This window comes from Amycolatopsis thailandensis (assembly GCF_002234405.1).
In the GTDB taxonomy this organism is placed as follows: domain Bacteria; phylum Actinomycetota; class Actinomycetes; order Mycobacteriales; family Pseudonocardiaceae; genus Amycolatopsis; species Amycolatopsis thailandensis.
On sequence record NZ_NMQT01000035.1, the window covers coordinates 77,412 to 92,759 of the forward strand.

Below are 15,348 nucleotides of genomic sequence, written 5' to 3' on the forward strand. Positions count from 1 at the left end.
GTGACGTGGTCCGTGAAGGCCTCAAGGAGGCCTTCACGGACTTCCGTCGCGGGTGGTCAGCGGCGGCACGGACCGAGGTCCACGCCTCCCGTCGTCTGCCCCGCGGTGACCGGAACCGGGGTGGCGGAAGCGAAATCGGCCGCGTCGCGGTGCCAGCACTCGGCGTCGGTGTAGTACTTGATCTTGACGTTCTGGGTGGTGAGGCCGTTGACGACGTACTGCCCGTTCGAGTCCGAATTCGTCGAGTCGAGGACCTCGCCGGTCCGGGCGTTATAGGCGTAGACGTAGCCGAAGGCCGGTTTCCCGTCCTTGCCGAGGATCCGCCCGCTGACCGCGCCGTTCGGCACGAGCGCGGCGTTCTCGGTCACCGTGGCGTTCGGCCGCACCCGCACCGGACGGGCGGCGAACCGGTCGGCGGCGTCCCCGGACCACTGCCACGCGTAGTCGCCCCGGGAGGACGCGAACTCGAGGGGCCAGTCGTACGGGCCGAGGCCCTTGATCGTGTAGGTCCCGCCGTTCCGGCTGCAGTTCACGTCGAAGCGGAAGCCGATCCGGGGATCGACAGCGTACGGGTACACGCAGACGCCGTTGACCGGGGCGCCCGTGGCCCGGTCGGTGACCGTGCCGGTGATCGTCCCCGCCGGGTCCATCTTGATGTCCGCCGTCGAGACGACCTTGCCGAGTTCGGCGGTGACGACGCGGGCGCGCCCGATGTCGCCGGTGCCGCCGTTCTGGCCCGCCCACTGCATGCCGTAGCGCTCGTCCAGCGGCTTGACCAGCAGCTTGTACGCGCCGGGCTCGATCGGCCCGATCACCAGTCGGCCCTTCTCGTCACTGCAGTAATACCGGTAGTCGGCGTCGAGGACCCCGACGATCGGCAGGGCGTAGGTGTCGACGCAGATGTCCTCCAGCGGAGCCTTCGTCTTCGAGTCCCGCACGGTGGTCACGATCGAAGCGGCGGGTTTCATCGACGCCCGGAAGTCGGTCGTCTGCCCCGGAGTCAGCTCGACCCGCTGCGAGTTGACCGGATAGTACGAACCGTCCGGCCCCCAGACACTCAGCGTGTAGTAGCCGAACGGCGGCAAGTCCTCGTAGACCATGACGCCGTCGGCGCCCGCGCACTTCCGCGACTGCGGCGGGTGCCCCTGTTCCAACTGTGAGCACGCACCCGCGACGGGCGCGCCGGTCTTCTCGTCCGTCGCGATCACTCGAAGCTTCCCGAACGGTGCGATCGCCTCGTCGACGACGGCCACCTGGCCGTCGGTGACGGCGAACGTGTCCGCCTCCGGGAAGCTCGCCTTCTGCCGGATCCATTGCGTGCGGTCGCCGAACGTGATCACCATCGTGTAGGTGTCGGCGGTGACGCCGCTGAACGAGTACGTACCGTCCGCCCCGGCGAGGACCGTCGACCACCACCGCTGGTTCTGATCGGTGAGGCTCACCGACGCACCGGCGGCGGGCTTGCCCTGATCGGTGATCAGCCCGCGGACCGTGGAGTTTTCTTGCCGCAGCGCGAAGTCCAGGCCGTGCGGCAGGTCCACCACCTCGGCGGCCAGCGCGCTTCCCTTGTTGTACGACCAAAGCTCGGCGTATCCGGCCGCGGTCGCGCGGGCCTTGTACTTGCCGGGGACGACGTCCGCGATCTCGTAGCGGCCGTCCGGTCCCGCGCACCCCGAGCCGGTTTCCTTCAGGTCCAGGTCGAACAACGTGACGCACGCTCCGGCCACCGGCTCTCCGGTCCCCGCGGCCTTGACCACACCGGACACGACCCCCTCGTCGGCCGCCGCCGGACCGGCCGTGAGCAACGCGGCGATCGGTATGACGGCGGCCAGCACCCATGATCTCTTCATCGGAAGCTCCCCTCAGTGTCGCGTCAACGATGACGGCGGGGATCCACCGGTGTCTGCGTCACCTGACACACACCGGCGACCGAGGGGTCCGCGACGCCATGACTCCCGCTAGCGGCCGCCGAGGTTGTACGCGACGACGGCGCGCAACATCTGCCGGAACCGGTCCTGGTCCTTGTGCGCCAACGGGGCCAGCACCTCGGCTTCGGCGGAAAGGATCGCGGCCTTGGTCGTTTCCAGCAGCTTCCGCCCGGCCTCGGTCCCCTGGATCAGTTTGTTGCGCCTGTCGTCCGGATCCACCACGCGTTCCACCAGCCCGGCGGCCACCAGGTCGTCGACCAGGTACACCATCACGGTGCGGTCGACGTCCAATTGCCTGCCCAGTTGCGCCTGGTTCCGCGCGCTCCCGTGCACCGCGCCGCACAGCGCCTGGTAGCCACGCATGCCGTGCGGGATCCCGGAAACCGCGTTCGCCAGTGCGGTTCCGTGTGCCCGGCACACCTGCGCGAGGAGCCAGCCGAGGTTGTCATCCAGCCCTTGCGGGAGCACGTCGATCGACCTCCTTCGCGAAGCTCAGGCGACCCGGAGCGGCTGATCCGCCGCGTCCATCGCGAGGACTTCACGCGCCACGAGCACCCCGCCGACGAACGCCACCGGCATCACGATCAACGCGGCGAACGGGATCAAGCACAGCAGCGAGGCGGGAAGACCGAGCCCCAGGGCGAGCGCGCGGCGCCGGCGCAGCAGCGGGCGCCGCTGCTTCAGGCCCATCCCACGGCGGTAGAACGGCACGGCGATCAGTTCCAGCGCCAGGAACCACGCCGTGACCAGGGCCAGCAGAACCGGGACGACGGTCTGCCCCACCACCGGGATGAAGCCCGCGAACATGAGCGGGATCGTGAACAGCAGCGAACGCAGCACCAGCGCCAGCCCGTCCTTCAGGCCCATCACCAGCAAACGCCACCACGACAGCTCGACGGCGCCGGGCACTCCACCCAGGTCGTCTTCGACCTTCTCCGCGATGTGCTCGTAGAACGGCCCGCCGACGGCGATCGTGAGCGCGGTGAAACCGATCAGGCAGATCGCCAGTACCGCGCCGAACACCCCGATCCCGACGGCCACCCGGATCAGCACCTGCCATCGCGGCGACCACTCGTCGGCGAACGGAGTGAGCACCAGCGAGAGGTCGTCGATCCAGAACGCCAGGGCGACGACTCCGCCGAGCAGCAGCAGCGTGGTCAGCACCGCGGGCAGTGCCCCGATCAGCAACAGCTTCGGCGACCGCAGCAGGATGCCCAGGCCTTGCCAGAACATCCCGAACCCCTTGAAGAAATCCCGCATCGGACATTTCTACCAGTGCGGCCTCAGCCGACCATGAGCCGCTGTCCCGGGTTGAGCAGGTTCCCCGGCGCGTACCGGGCTTTCGCGTCGGCGAGCTTCGGCCACGCAGGACCGAAATGCTCGCGCCAGTCCTCGGCGGTCATCGGCAGCGTGTTCGACGGATAGACCTTTCCGCCCAGGCCCCGCGCCCTCCGGTGAAGGTCCACATTGAGCTCGATCAAGCGCGCGTTGTGCAGCGGGTCGTCGGGAGAGCCGGTGCGAAGCGGGGAGAAGAGCCAGGAGAACTCACCCGGCGGCACGCGGAGCAGAGGCGTCTTCAGCCGGTCGTTTCGCACCGGGTAGAGCAGGATCAGCCCTGTCGCGCCCAACTCGGCTTCGCCGGTGGCTGCGAGTGTTTCGGCGACGACCTCCTCGACGGCGCCGTCGGTGAGGAAGACGTTCAGCCAGACATGCGGACGGAACCAGTCTCCCTCCGCTCGCAGCGCCGCCTCTCCGTCGGCCATCCGGTTCAGGAAGTCGAAGTACGTCGTGTCCTCGTCTTCGGACTCGCCGAACTCGAGTGAATCCAGCAGCGCGGCTTCGTCCGGGCCGTCGGCCGGGCTGTAGTAGGCGACCGCCTCCAGCATGTACCGCCAGCCACCGTCCACGGGGATCAGCTGGCCTTCCACGTAGTCGAAACGACCGTCTCCGACGACGGCGCGCTGATCCGCCAGGAACGCCGGAAGTGAGTCGTAGTAAAGCTTCCAGCGCCTGGCCCTCGCCGGAGCCGGGATCAGCCGCAGGGTCGCGCGGGTGATCACGCCGCATTGGCCGAGGCCGCCGAGAACGGCGTCGAACAGTTCCCGGTCGGTGTCCCGGGAGCAGGTGAGCACCTCGCCCGTGCCGGTGACGACCTCCAGTTCCACCACGCAGTCGGTCTGGGTGCCGTGGTGATGGGTCGCGCCGCCGATCCCGCCGACCACCAGCGTGCCGGCGACGGTCAGGTCGAGGTAGTCGGTGAGCACCGGCGGGGTCAGCCCGTAGGGCAAGGTCGTTTCCAGGACTTCGCGCCAGCGGGCACCCGCGTCCACCGACACCAGATCACCGGTGACCACCCGGCGCGGTGGCAGCGCGGTCATGTCCAGCACGATCCCGCCCTCGACCTGTCCCTGGCCGTACGGTGAATGACCCGCTCCACGAGCCGCGACCGGCAGGCCGCGCGCCGCGGCGAACCTGAGCACCACGGCCACATCGGTCACCGAAGCGGGCCTCACCACCAGGCCCGGCCTGGCGTGGATCAGATTCCCCCAGTCCCGCCCCGCGGCGGACAGGGCCGCTTCTCCGGCGAGGATCTCTCCGGCGATGGCGGGCAGGATCTCGTCGGTCATGATCACACGCTACCGACGCGGGCGGACATAGGCGATTTTCACCGACGCGAACACCGTGGTCCCGCTGCGAGGTTGGTGTCGTGACGAACCGAGCGGACACCACGACCCCGACGCGCCTGGCCCGCGGCACCGTGCTCGCCGCGGCGCCGCTGACCATCATGGCCGCGGCGATCATCGCGCCCAGCCTGCCCGAAATGCGCGAGGTCTTCTCCGGTACGCCCGGTTCCGGCCTTCTGGTGCGGCTGGCGCTGACCGTGACCTCGCTCGCGATCGCGATCAGCGCGCCCCTTTCCGGCATCGTCGCCGACCGCGTCGGACGCCGCCCGCTGCTCCTGGCCGGGCTCGGGCTCTACGCGGTCGCCGGTACGGCCGGGTTCTTCGTGGACGACCTCTACCTGCTGCTGGTCACCCGCGCCGGGCTCGGGATCGCCGTCGGCGGGATCATGACCTCGATCAGCACGCTGATCACCGACTGGTTCTCCGGTCCGGGCCGCGCTTCGTTCCTCGGGCTCCAGCAGGCGTTCGCGAGCCTGGGCGGCGTCGTCTTCCTGCCGCTCGCCGGGCTGCTGGCCACGGTGAGCTGGCAAGCGCCGTTCTGGGTCTACTCGGTCTCGGCGATCGTGGCCGTCTTCGCGATCTTCTCGCTGCGGGAACCGAGACGGGACGAACCGGCGGCCGGCACGAGTGAGCGGACCCGCCTGCCCGGCCGCATCGTCGGCGTGTACGTCCTGGCGCTGGTCGCGACGCTGATCTTCTACATGGCGCCGACGCAGTTGCCGTTCCTGCTCGAAGGTTTCGGCAGCGGCCCCGCCGTCATCGGCGCCGTGGTCGCCGGGAGCACACTAACCAGCGTCGTCGGCGCGCTGGTCTTCCCCCGCCTGCGCGAGCGACTGAGCGCCACGGCGATCACCACGGCCAGCGTCGCGCTCCTGGGCGTGGGCTGGCTGGTGATCGGCGCGGCGGGCACCGTCGCCCAGATCGTCGCCGGGTTGCTCGTCGGCGGGTTCGGTGTCGGTCTCATCGTCCCGAATCTCAACCTGCGCCTGGCCGAGTTCGCCCATCCCGCGCAGCGCGGCCGGGTGCTCAGCGGCCTGGTCACCGGGATCTTCCTCGGGCAGTTCCTGTCCCCGCTCGTCGTCCAGCCACTCGTCCAGGGCATCGGCATCGCCGACGCCTTCACCTGGACGGGCATCGCCTTGGGAGCTGGCGCGGCGGTCGCCGCCGTCGGCTCCCGGTCAACCGGAAACAACCGAAAGGAAACACGATGATCTACCACGGCAACCGTTTCACCCTGCGGCCCGAAGCCTCCCCGGAGCAGATCGAGGAAGCCTTGGAGAGCCTCCGCAACCAGGGCCGGGTCATCCCGTCGGTGAAGTCGTTCGTCGTCGGCCGCGATTTCGGCGGCGACTACGAATGGGGCGCCGTCTTCGCGATCGAAGACCTCGACGGCTACTGGGAGTACCTCATGCACCCGGCGCACCGGAACACCGACCGGGTCGGGCTGCCGCTGGTCGACAAGTTCGTCTCCTTCGACATCACCGACGACGCGGACCCCGAGATGGGCACGAAGATCGCCGAACTCCACCAGCGGCGCTACGACAACGACGCCGAACTGACCAAGCTGGTCTCCGATCTCGGCGAGTACTCCGGCAGCGCCGCGCCCGGAAAGCACGGTTCCTGACCGTGGTCAGGACACCGTGAACGAGCTGAGCACGGCGAGGTGGTCGGACGGCCAGCCCGTCCCGCCACCGAACGTGCGCGTGCTCTCGGGTGTGATCGACCCGCCGCGGTAGAAGACGAAGTCGATCCGGTCCTGCGGTTCCGGCCTGCCCTGGTTGTCCTTGACCACCGGGGACCAGGTGTCGCCCGGATCCGCGACGGGGTCGGGCCGCAGCTTCCGGTACGAGTCGGTGAAACCGCGGGCGGTGAACGCCTTCGTGGTCGGCCAGGCCACTTCGTAGCCGCAGTGCCGTGACTTGGCGGCCGCGGTCCAGTCCTGATGGGACGGGCTGTTCAGGTCGCCCGCGACGATGCCGGGGCTGCTGCCCGTCCACTCGGCGATCTGCTCGGCCTGACGGCGGCGATTCGTCTCGTCGGCGAGGATCGTGCTGACGCTGTCCTTGTCGAAGCACGCGTTGTACGGGCCGTATTTCGTGTAGTCCAGGTGGATCGCGTAGACCCAGACACCGGCGATCTTCGCTGTGATGGCCCGCGCGCCCGTGTCGTTCCAGGACTTCCAATCGGTGTCCTGGATCGGCAGGGCGCTGATCACGTCGATGTCCCAGCCGGGTTCGGTGTGCTGCCAGCCCAGCGCGTCGGCGATGGCTTCGGTGGCGCCACCGCCGGTCTCCGAAAGCGCCACCACGTTCGCACCCGAGGCGCGGATCTGGTTCACCACCGAACCGATCCCGCCGTGCGAGCCCCGCATCCAGATGTTGAAGCTCAGCACGGTCAGGTTCGTTGCCGCGGCGGCCGGGGTGGCGACACCGGTCATCGTGAGCAGGAGGACGGCGAGGACGCCGGCGAGGCGGCGCTTGGCGGAGGTCACGGGATCTCGGTCTACCGGTGGGAGGAGGGGAAAGTCCAGCCGTCAGGCGAGTGTTCAACGGCGGGCCAGGCGCCGGACACCTCAGCCGTCGCCGGCGAGCGAGCCGCTGCCCTTGGGACCGGTCACGATGACGCGGCTGCTCACCGCGGTCCCGAACGGCACGATCGTGACCTGCCACGTCTGCGGTGACCCGACGTCGATCGTGCTCGTCGCCCTTTCGACCAGGGGCGGGACACGGTCGACGGGAAGGGCACGGAGGTCGAAGCGCGGCACCTGGGCGCCCGTCGGCGCGAAGACCACGGTCAGCCGTCGCTCCTCGACGACCACGGTGATCACCTGGGAGACGTCCGTGGCCTGCGCCAGCGCGTCGATCGCCCGGCGTAGCTCCCCCTCCCCCAGCAGAGACCTGTCGACGTTCACGGTCGCGGATCCCGACGAGGAAGTGGTCACGCTGGACTGCGGCTCTTCAGTGCGCTCAGGCGTTTCCGGTGCGAACAGTTCGGCGCGGAACAGGAAAAGCACGAGCGCCGCACCGAGCAGCAGCCCGAGGAACGCGAGCGCGCTGAACAGGCAGCCCTCCGGTGGTTCCTGGACCAGGCTGGACTCCGGAGCGGACTCGATCACGGCACCGGCCACGCGGCGCTCCCATTCCGGTGACAGCCGCTCCGCGACCCGCGCCTTCCATGGCCGGTCCGGCTGGTACTGGACGACGAGGATCCCGCCCGGCCGATAGTCCGGGAGGTCGACCAGGTTGACGCCGTGGGTGATCTTCACGCGATGCGGCGCCGCGCCGTCGGGCGCGACGGTGAGGTCGAAATCGACCGGGATGTCCCCCGTCTCGGTGCCGCCCGCCCGGAGGCTTTCGATCTTCGCGAGCGCGACCACCGGGGCCGTCCGCGCCTCGCGAGCGCGTCGCGGTGCCCCGGCGAGGTAGCGCAGGATTCCGTAGACGACCGGGAGCCCGACGCCGGTGATGATCAGCGGGCCGTACTCGATGATGATCCCCACGACGAAGGCGCACAGGGTCGTCCCGATGACGATTCCCGTCAGGAACCCGCGGGCGAGAGCGACCGGTCCTGCTACAGCCGACATGAACGTGTCTCCAGACTTTCGGGGTGGGGCTCAGCTCGCGGGCAGCCAGTCACCGAGGGCGGGATGGCGCCGCAGCGCCACGAAGATCTTCTTGTCGTCCGAAGGTGAAGCCGGGTCGAACAGCACTTCGGCGGCCGAGATGGTGGTTTCCCGGGTTCGGCGGGTGACCCAGTGCCGGACGCCCGCGAGGTCGAGGAACGACACCGTCACGTCCGCGCCCACGACCCGGGTACCTGACTCGTCGCCTGCAAGGCGCAGCTTCACCTCGACGATTCCGGCGGGTATCCGGCGCCCGTGTCGCAGCAGCCGGTCCCTGGTCCGGACCATCTCGGCGTACCGGCGCGAAACCTGGACGGCGTACCACGAGACCAGCGCCGTCAGGACGAACAGGAGCGCGGGCACCCACCGGTCGGCGTAGTACATCAGCCACGCCCAGAACCCCCACTTTTCGTCCTCGTGGAAGACCGGGTCGACAGCGGTGCCGACAGCGAGCGGCGGAAGCCACCCTCGGGACGAAACCCAGACGCCGGCCGTACTGGCCGCGAAGACCAGCACGGCCGGGAACACCGGTCCCGACGGCCGTCCTTGGTAGCGCCGCACGGCTGCCCCGGTGAGACTGCCTGCCGCGAGGCAACCGAGAAAGCCGAAGGTCCCCCACACAGGACCGTACGGAGGTTCGGCGTCGCCACGGTCGTCGAAGACGCTGTCGATCGCCATGGTCCGGAGCTGCTCAAGGAGGTCTCCGAAGCCGTGTCCGGCCAGGAAACCGCAGGCCAGGCTGATGACCGAAGCCAGGATCGCACCCACGAGGAGGCGGCGGTCTCCCCGCAGGCGCTCGACGCGGTCGTGCCGGGCCCGCTCCGGGTCCACTGTGTTCATGACGCTCACCTCCGTCCGGCTCGCGTCCAGCTTCCGGTGCGCCCGGCGCTACCGAACCCACGTTTTGATTCCTAATCACATTAGGAAAATCCAGAATGGACTATGGTAACGTCGTCGTCATGGCACGAGCGGGACTGAGCACGGAGCGCGTGATCCAGGCGGGCGCGGAGATGGCCGACGAGGTCGGCTTCGAGCAGGTGACCCCGACGGAGCTGGCGAAGCGGTGCGGCGTCAAGACCGCGAGCCTGTACTCGCACGTGAAGAACGCCCACGAGCTGAAGACCGGGATCGCCCTGCTGGCCTTGGCGGAGCTCGCCGAACTCGCCGCCGGCGCGGTGGCGGGCCTGGCGGGCAAGGACGCGCTGATCGCCTTGGCGAACGTCCATCGCGACTACGCCCTCGCGCATCCCGGCAGATTCGCCGCCGCGAGGTTCCGGCTCGCGCCCGAGCAGGCCGCCACCAGCGCCGGTGTCCGGCACGCCGAAATGATGCGCGCGATCCTGCGCGGCTACGACCTGGCCGAACCACATCAGACGCACGCGGTCCGGCTACTGGGCAGTGTCTTCAGCGGCTTTGTCGGGCTGGAGGCCGCCGGCGGCTTCAGCCACAGCACCCCCGGCTCACCGGAGAGCTGGTCCGAAATCCTCGACGCGCTCGACGTCCTGCTGCGCGCTTGGCCCCGAAGGAAATGACAGAGGAAATGCTCACGACCCCGATCACCGCCGCCCTCGTGCGCGGCGCCCTGGACCTCGAACACACCGAACGCGGCGTCCTCCCCCACCGGCTTCCCTCGCAGGCCAGGCGGCAGATCCCCGACGGCCAGCTGGCCATGACCGAAGCGCAGCCCTCCGGCGTGCGGCTGGTCTTCCGCACCGCGGCGACGGTCGTCGAACTCGACGTCATCGCCACCAAGCGGGCCTACCTCGGCGCGCCGCCCAGGCCCGACGGCGTCTACGAACTGCTCGTCGACGGCCGGCTCGCGGGGCGGGCGAGCGTGACCGAAGGCGACACGCTCACCATCGACATGTCCACCGGTTCCGCCGAGTCCAGGCCAGGCCCCGTGCGCACCCTGCGCTTCACCGGGCTGCCGGGCGAGGACAAGGACGTCGAGATTTGGCTGCCGCACGACGAAGCCACCCGGCTGGTCGCCTTGCGCACCGACGCGAAAGTCCACAGTGCACAGTCGAGCGGCCGCCGTACTTGGCTTCACCACGGCAGTTCGATCAGTCACGGTTCCAACGCGGCGACCCCGACCGGGACCTGGCCCGCCACGGCCGCGGCCCTCGCCGGAGTCGACCTGATCAACCTGGGCTTCGGCGGCAGCGCGTTGCTGGACCCGTTCACCGCCCGCGCGATGCGGGACACCGCCGCCGACCTGATCAGCGTCAAGATCGGCATCAACCTCGTCAACTCGGACGGGATGCGGCTGCGCGTGTTCGGCCCGGCCGTGCACGGTTTCCTGGACACCATCCGGGACGGGCATCCCACCACGCCGTTGCTGGTCGTCTCGCCGATCCTCTGCCCCATCCACGAGCACACCCCCGGCCCCTGCGCGTTCGACCCGGACGGCCTGCGCGAAGGGAAAGTGTTGTTCACGGCCACCGGTGATCCCGCGGAGGTCAAGGCGGGAAAGCTCACGCTCACGACGATCCGCGGCGAACTCGCCCGCATCGTCAAGGAGCGGAGCGCGACCGACCCGAACCTGAGCTACCTCGACGGCCTCGACCTCTACGGCGAAGCGGATCATGCCGAGCTGCCGCTGCCAGACCGCCTCCACCCGGACGCGGCCACGCACCGGCTCATGGGTGAGCGCTTCGCGATGCTCGCCTTCGGAGGTACGTGGGCTTCGTGAGTGGCACGTTGCGGAAGCGGCTTTCGCGACCTCCGGTGGTTCGAACCATTCTCGCCACTCGAGACGCTAGGCCGGGCGTGTGAACCCGACCGTGCCGAACTCCGTTTGCAGTGCGCGAATACATCGGTAGGCCGAACGGCGGGATACCTATCTTTCTTCCTGTCCAACGAAAGTCGGTATCCGCCGTCGGCGGCGCGGACCACCATGATCGGCACCGGATCATCGGTGCCGGGCCACCTTGGCCGTGCCCGGCGACCCCACTGTGTCCAGTGCGGCCACCCCTCGCGCTGGATCCTCCCTCGCGAAAGTGAGTCACCGGTATGCGCCCAAACCCCTTAGCCCGTACCGCCACCACCCTGGTGGCCGCGGCCGCGGCCATCGGCTTCCTGGCCCCGTCGACGGCCACCGCCATGACGATCGAGGGCTACTCGCCCACCGTGCAGCAAGAGGCCGTGACGTCCCTCGCGTCGGACGCCGGGATCAGCCAGGCCGCCGCCGTCGAGTTCCTCCGGACGCAGACGGCCAGCGTCGAAACGCTCCAGAAGGTCACCTCGTCTCTCGGCGACCGTGCCGCCGACGGTTACCTCGACGACGCCGCCAAGCCGGTCGTGAACGTGCTCGACCAGGCCGCGGCGGACCAGGTGACCGCGAGCGGCGCGCAGGCCCGCGTGGTCAAGTACTCCAGCGCGGCGCTGGCGGGCGCGCAGGACGCCTTGCAGGCGTTGCCGACGGTCGCGCACACGTCGATCGGCGTCGACCCGAAGGCCAATCAGATCGTGCTGACGGTGTCCGACGCGGCCAAGGGCTCCGAAGCCCTCGTGAAGGCCGCGAAGGCGCTCGGTGACAAGGTCCGGGTGGAGCGGACCACCGGCGAGATGCACACCGCGATCTACAACGGTGAAGCCATCACCGGCGGCGGCACGCGCTGCTCGGTCGGGTTCAACACCAACAAGGGCGGCCAGAACTACATCCTCGACGCCGGCCACTGCACCCGCGCGGTGTCGCAGTGGAACGTCGGACCGTCGCAGGGCGCGAGCTTCCCGAACAACGACTACGGCCTGATCCGCAACACCAGCGGCAGCGGACCCGGCGCGGTCACCCTGTGGAACGGCTCCACCCAGCGGATCGCCTCCGCCGGCTCCGCCACCGTCGGACAGCGGATCAGCAAGAGCGGCAGCACCACGCGCCTCACCTCGGGCTCGGTGCAGCGGCTGAACGTCACGGTGAACTACTCCGAAGGCTCGGTGTACCAGCTGATCCAGACCAGCGCGCTGGTCAACCCCGGCGACTCGGGCGGCTGCCTGTTCGCCGGCAGCGTCGGCCTGGGCATCACCTCGGGCAAGGGCAGCGGGACCTCGTACTTCCAGCCGATCGGCGAGGCCATGAGCGCCTACGGCGTCGCGCTCAACCAGTAGTTCCTCCCCGAGCCGGGTTCCGGTCACTCCGACCGGGACCCGGCTTCGGCCTGCGCGTGGAAGTGCTCGACAGCGTGGTCGCGAAAGCGCTGGGCGGCGACGGAAAGATAGGTGTCCTCGCGCCAAGCGACGCTGAGTACGCGCCGGCACTCGGGGTCGTCGACCTCCAGCCAGGCCACCGTCGTGCTCGTGTCCGCCCGAAGCCCCAGAGAAGGCACGAACGCGACGCCGAGACCCGCGTCGATGAGCTGGAAGAGCACCGCGGCTTCGTCACCCTCGCAGACGATGTGCAGGTCGAGACCCGCCTTCGTGAAGAGGCGCTCGACGAGCGCTCGCTGCCAGTAACCAGGCCGGGTGGTGAGGAACGGCTCACCCGCGAGGTCCGCGAGTGCGACGCGGCCGCGTCCGGCGAGCCGGTGACCGGCCGGAACGCAGAGCATCACCCGTTCGTCGAGCAGCACACGACTCCGGATGTCGTCGCCGGACAAGGGTTGCGACGTGACGCACAGGTCGACGTCGCCGGATCGCAGCTTCTCCGACATCCCCTCCGCCGAAGACTGGGACAGCCGCAGGTCCACCAGCGGATGACCCGGAACGAAGGTGCGAAGCGGTTCAGTGAGGGCGAGCAGGCTTTCCGCCGCGACAGTGACGATGCCGCGCTCCAGTCCGGCGGCGTCGTCGAGTTCCTGACGGGCGTCGTCGAGTTCGGCCAGCGCGCGGTCCACGCGGCGGAGGAACGCGGCGCCGAACCTGTTGAGCCGGATCCGGCGGCCGTGCCGGTCGAACAGGGGTACGCCGAGATCGTGCTCCAGCCTGGCCAAGGTCCGGCTGAGCGAGGGCTGCGCGACCCGCAGTTTCTCGGCGGCGCGGCCGACGTGTTCGAGCCGGGCGACCGTCTGGAAGTACCGGAGGGCCAGGAGATCCACCACTGATACCTCACTTGTTATGAACAGATAACCGAACTTGTCTTGGACAGCATAAGACGTCGGCTCTTACGTTCGATCACGTGAGTGAAACCCTGACCAGCCCGAGCCGGAAGGCGAACGGGACGCTGGTGGTGAACCGGGTGCTCGTGAGCATCCACGCCGTCGCGATCATCGGCCAGCCGGTGTTCGCCGGCGGCTACCTCGGCGGCGCCTACGACATGCTGTCGCTGCATCGCGTGGGTGCCGACGCCGTGTCGTTCGTGGCGTACGCGCAGCTCTTCGCGGCGCTGGCCCTCTGGCTGGCGCGCGGGCCGCGCTGGCTGTTCTGGGTCAGCCTGCTGCTCGCGGCGGGTGAGACCGCGCAATACTTCGCCGGGCTGGCGGGCGCGCTCGATCTGCACATCCCCCTCGGCGTCGCCCTGGTCACCGGCATGGTGCTGACGACCGTCGCCGTCTGGCGGCCACAGGCCTGGCGGGCGAGCCGATGAGCCGCAAGCTGCCTCGCAGGACGTTCTTCGGGCTCGCCGGCGGGGCCGGGGTCCTCGTCGCCGCCGGAATCGCGGCACCCCGGCTGATCGCGCAGGGTTCTCCCGGGACCGGCGAACTGCTGCGCAGCGGACTCCCGTTGCCGCCGCCGTTCCAAGTGCCGCTGCCGATCCCGCCGGTCCTGCGTCCACAAAGGACGGCCGACGCCGATCACTACACGATCACCCAGCGTGCTTCGACGGCGGAGATCCTCCCCGGTGTCCGGACGCCGATCTGGGGCTACGACGGGATCTTCCCCGGCCCGACGATCGAATCCCGGCGGGACCGGACGGTGGTGGCGCACCACCGCAACGAACTCCCGGTGCCGACCGTGGTCCACCTGCACGGCGGGCACACGCCCGCCGAATCCGACGGCTACCCGACCGACCTCGTCCTGCCGAAGTCCGGCTGGGACGCCGGGCACACCGGCCATGGCATGGTCGACGCCCGCGCCCGGATCTCCGACGGCGAACGCGACTACGTCTTCCCGTTGCGGCAACGGGCCGCGACGCTGTGGTACCACGACCACCGCATGGACTTCACCGGCCCGGCCGTGTACCGAGGGCTGGCGGGTTTCCACCTGATCCGCGACGGCGAGGAAGACGCCCTCGGGCTGCCGTCCGGCGAGCGTGAACTGCCGCTGATGATCGCCGACCGCTCCTTCGACGAGCATGGCGCCTTCGCCTACCCCTCGCTCGACCGGACGCTGCGGACCACGCCGGGCGTGGAAAGTGCTTACGTGGAGGGCGTTTTCGGTGACGTCATCCTCGTCAACGGCGCGCCGTGGCCCGTCCACGAAGTCGCGGCGGTGCGGCATCGGCTGCGCTTCCTCAACGGCTCCAATGCCCGCCGTTACGACCTGGTGCTCGATCCGCCGCCGCCCGGCGGGGGCGGTTTCGTCCAGATCGGCGCGGACCAAGGCCTCCTCGACGCACCGCGCGCACACGACCACCTCCCCATCGCTCCCGCGGAACGGTACGACGTCGTCGTCGACTTCGGCCGGTATCCGGTCGGCACCGAGGTCACCCTCGTGAACCGGCTCGGCACCGGCTCGACCGCCCAGGTCATGCGGTTCGTCGTCGCCCGCCGCGCATTGGACGAAAGCCGGGTTCCCGCGAAGCTCGCGGAAATCCCGCCGCTCCCCCGAGAACAGGCCACGACCACGCGTGACTTCTCGTTCCGCGCGGGCACCGTCCACGGTCGCGCGGGCTGGGTGATCGGCGGGGAACCGTTTTCGCCAGATCTGATGTCGGCCAGCCCGCGCCTCGGCGACACGGAGATCTGGCGGTTCGTCGCCGACATCCACCACCCCGTGCATCTGCATCTGGTGGGGTTCCGGATCCTCTCGCGCGGCGGGCACGAACCCGGGCCGTTCGACGGTGGCGTCAAGGACACCGTGGACCTCGCCCCCGGCGAGTCGGTCGAGGTCATCGCCCGCTTCGACGGCTACCGCGGCCGCTACGTCTTCCATTGTCACAACGCCGAACACGAGGACATGGCGATGATGGCGAACTTCGAGGTGCTCTGAAACCGCGAGTGTGGCGATCTCGCGTGAT

The 15,348-nt window shown here is 69.5% G+C and carries 15 protein-coding genes; 7 read left to right on the forward strand and 8 right to left on the reverse strand.

From position 1 onward, the window contains the following. Positions 1 to 56 precede the first annotated feature (56 nt). The 4 genes from CFP71_RS11600 to CFP71_RS11615 form a co-directional block, all read right to left on the reverse strand. Complete coding sequence (locus tag CFP71_RS11600) at positions 57 to 1,850, reverse strand: MSCRAMM family protein (RefSeq protein WP_093933843.1); 1,794 nt, start codon at positions 1,848 to 1,850, stop codon at positions 57 to 59. Between the two features lie 108 nt (positions 1,851 to 1,958). Beyond that, positions 1,959 to 2,396 carry a MarR family winged helix-turn-helix transcriptional regulator gene (locus CFP71_RS11605; protein WP_244199639.1) on the reverse strand — a complete coding sequence of 146 codons (438 nt, stop codon included), beginning with the start codon at positions 2,394 to 2,396 and terminating at the stop codon, positions 1,959 to 1,961. Between the two features lie 24 nt (positions 2,397 to 2,420). Then, positions 2,421 to 3,188, reverse strand: a complete 768-nt coding sequence (locus CFP71_RS11610; protein WP_093933845.1) for an EI24 domain-containing protein — start codon at positions 3,186 to 3,188, stop codon at positions 2,421 to 2,423. A gap of 23 nt (positions 3,189 to 3,211) precedes the next feature. Continuing rightward, positions 3,212 to 4,555 carry an FAD-binding protein gene (locus tag CFP71_RS11615; RefSeq protein ID WP_093933872.1) on the reverse strand — a complete coding sequence of 448 codons (1,344 nt, stop codon included), beginning with the start codon at positions 4,553 to 4,555 and terminating at the stop codon, positions 3,212 to 3,214. Positions 4,556 to 4,635: 80 nt separating this feature from the next. On the opposite strand from CFP71_RS11615, the gene CFP71_RS11620 reads away from it, so the two are divergent. Together CFP71_RS11620 and CFP71_RS11625 are read left to right on the forward strand one after the other, a co-directional pair. After that, the gene (locus CFP71_RS11620; RefSeq protein ID WP_244199640.1) at positions 4,636 to 5,823 is read left to right on the forward strand and encodes an MFS transporter; all 1,188 of its coding nucleotides are present in this window, start codon (positions 4,636 to 4,638) and stop codon (positions 5,821 to 5,823) included. Then, positions 5,820 to 6,236 carry a Dabb family protein gene (locus CFP71_RS11625; protein ID WP_093933846.1) on the forward strand — a complete coding sequence of 139 codons (417 nt, stop codon included), beginning with the start codon at positions 5,820 to 5,822 and terminating at the stop codon, positions 6,234 to 6,236. Before CFP71_RS11620 ends, CFP71_RS11625 begins: the two co-directional genes overlap by 4 nt. A gap of 6 nt (positions 6,237 to 6,242) precedes the next feature. On the opposite strand, the gene CFP71_RS11630 is transcribed toward CFP71_RS11625, so the two are convergent. The 3 genes from CFP71_RS11630 to CFP71_RS11640 form a co-directional block, all read right to left on the reverse strand. Continuing rightward, complete coding sequence (locus tag CFP71_RS11630; RefSeq protein ID WP_093933847.1) at positions 6,243 to 7,103, reverse strand: endonuclease/exonuclease/phosphatase family protein; 861 nt, start codon at positions 7,101 to 7,103, stop codon at positions 6,243 to 6,245. A gap of 81 nt (positions 7,104 to 7,184) precedes the next feature. After that, entirely contained in the window at positions 7,185 to 8,195 is a 1,011-nt protein-coding gene (locus CFP71_RS11635; protein ID WP_093933848.1) for a hypothetical protein, read from the reverse strand. A gap of 30 nt (positions 8,196 to 8,225) precedes the next feature. After that, on the reverse strand, positions 8,226 to 9,074 hold the full coding sequence (locus CFP71_RS11640; protein ID WP_093933849.1) for a hypothetical protein: 849 nt from the start codon (positions 9,072 to 9,074) through the stop codon (positions 8,226 to 8,228). Positions 9,075 to 9,193: 119 nt separating this feature from the next. Between CFP71_RS11640 and CFP71_RS11645 the strand changes: the two genes are divergently transcribed. From CFP71_RS11645 to CFP71_RS11655, 3 genes are all read left to right on the forward strand, one after another. Continuing rightward, positions 9,194 to 9,766 carry a TetR/AcrR family transcriptional regulator gene (locus CFP71_RS11645; RefSeq protein WP_093933874.1) on the forward strand — a complete coding sequence of 191 codons (573 nt, stop codon included), beginning with the start codon at positions 9,194 to 9,196 and terminating at the stop codon, positions 9,764 to 9,766. Between the two features lie 8 nt (positions 9,767 to 9,774). After that, entirely contained in the window at positions 9,775 to 10,926 is a 1,152-nt protein-coding gene (locus CFP71_RS11650; protein WP_093933850.1) for a GDSL-type esterase/lipase family protein, read from the forward strand. 320 nt (positions 10,927 to 11,246) lie between these two features. After that, positions 11,247 to 12,341, forward strand: a complete 1,095-nt coding sequence (locus CFP71_RS11655) for a S1 family peptidase (protein WP_093933851.1) — start codon at positions 11,247 to 11,249, stop codon at positions 12,339 to 12,341. A 23-nt stretch (positions 12,342 to 12,364) separates the two neighbouring features. On the opposite strand, the gene CFP71_RS11660 is transcribed toward CFP71_RS11655, so the two are convergent. Further along, entirely contained in the window at positions 12,365 to 13,267 is a 903-nt protein-coding gene (locus CFP71_RS11660; RefSeq protein WP_093933875.1) for a LysR family transcriptional regulator, read from the reverse strand. An 80-nt stretch (positions 13,268 to 13,347) separates the two neighbouring features. Between CFP71_RS11660 and CFP71_RS11665 the strand changes: the two genes are divergently transcribed. Both CFP71_RS11665 and CFP71_RS11670 read left to right on the forward strand, forming a co-directional pair. Further along, positions 13,348 to 13,755 (forward strand): hypothetical protein, encoded by a 408-nt coding sequence (locus CFP71_RS11665; RefSeq protein WP_093933852.1) that lies wholly within the window; start codon positions 13,348 to 13,350, stop codon positions 13,753 to 13,755. Beyond that, on the forward strand, positions 13,752 to 15,320 hold the full coding sequence (locus tag CFP71_RS11670) for a multicopper oxidase family protein (RefSeq protein ID WP_093933853.1): 1,569 nt from the start codon (positions 13,752 to 13,754) through the stop codon (positions 15,318 to 15,320). Before CFP71_RS11665 ends, CFP71_RS11670 begins: the two co-directional genes overlap by 4 nt. The last annotated feature ends 28 nt before the right edge of the window (positions 15,321 to 15,348 follow it).

What these genes read in the sequence shown, in the direction of transcription:
- CFP71_RS11600 (WP_093933843.1), bottom strand. Translation starts at nt 1,850, where the DNA reads ATGAAGAGATCATGGGTGCTGGCCGCCGTCATACCGATCGCCGCGTTG.
- CFP71_RS11610 (WP_093933845.1), bottom strand. Translation starts at nt 3,188, where the DNA reads ATGCGGGATTTCTTCAAGGGGTTCGGGATGTTCTGGCAAGGCCTGGGC.
- CFP71_RS11615 (WP_093933872.1), bottom strand. Translation starts at nt 4,555, where the DNA reads ATGACCGACGAGATCCTGCCCGCCATCGCCGGAGAGATCCTCGCCGGA.
- CFP71_RS11625 (WP_093933846.1), top strand. Translation starts at nt 5,820, where the DNA reads ATGATCTACCACGGCAACCGTTTCACCCTGCGGCCCGAAGCCTCCCCG.
- CFP71_RS11635 (WP_093933848.1), bottom strand. Translation starts at nt 8,195, where the DNA reads ATGTCGGCTGTAGCAGGACCGGTCGCTCTCGCCCGCGGGTTCCTGACG.
- CFP71_RS11640 (WP_093933849.1), bottom strand. Translation starts at nt 9,074, where the DNA reads ATGAACACAGTGGACCCGGAGCGGGCCCGGCACGACCGCGTCGAGCGC.
- CFP71_RS11645 (WP_093933874.1), top strand. Translation starts at nt 9,194, where the DNA reads ATGGCACGAGCGGGACTGAGCACGGAGCGCGTGATCCAGGCGGGCGCG.
- CFP71_RS11650 (WP_093933850.1), top strand. Translation starts at nt 9,775, where the DNA reads ATGCTCACGACCCCGATCACCGCCGCCCTCGTGCGCGGCGCCCTGGAC.
- CFP71_RS11655 (WP_093933851.1), top strand. Translation starts at nt 11,247, where the DNA reads ATGCGCCCAAACCCCTTAGCCCGTACCGCCACCACCCTGGTGGCCGCG.
- CFP71_RS11670 (WP_093933853.1), top strand. Translation starts at nt 13,752, where the DNA reads ATGAGCCGCAAGCTGCCTCGCAGGACGTTCTTCGGGCTCGCCGGCGGG.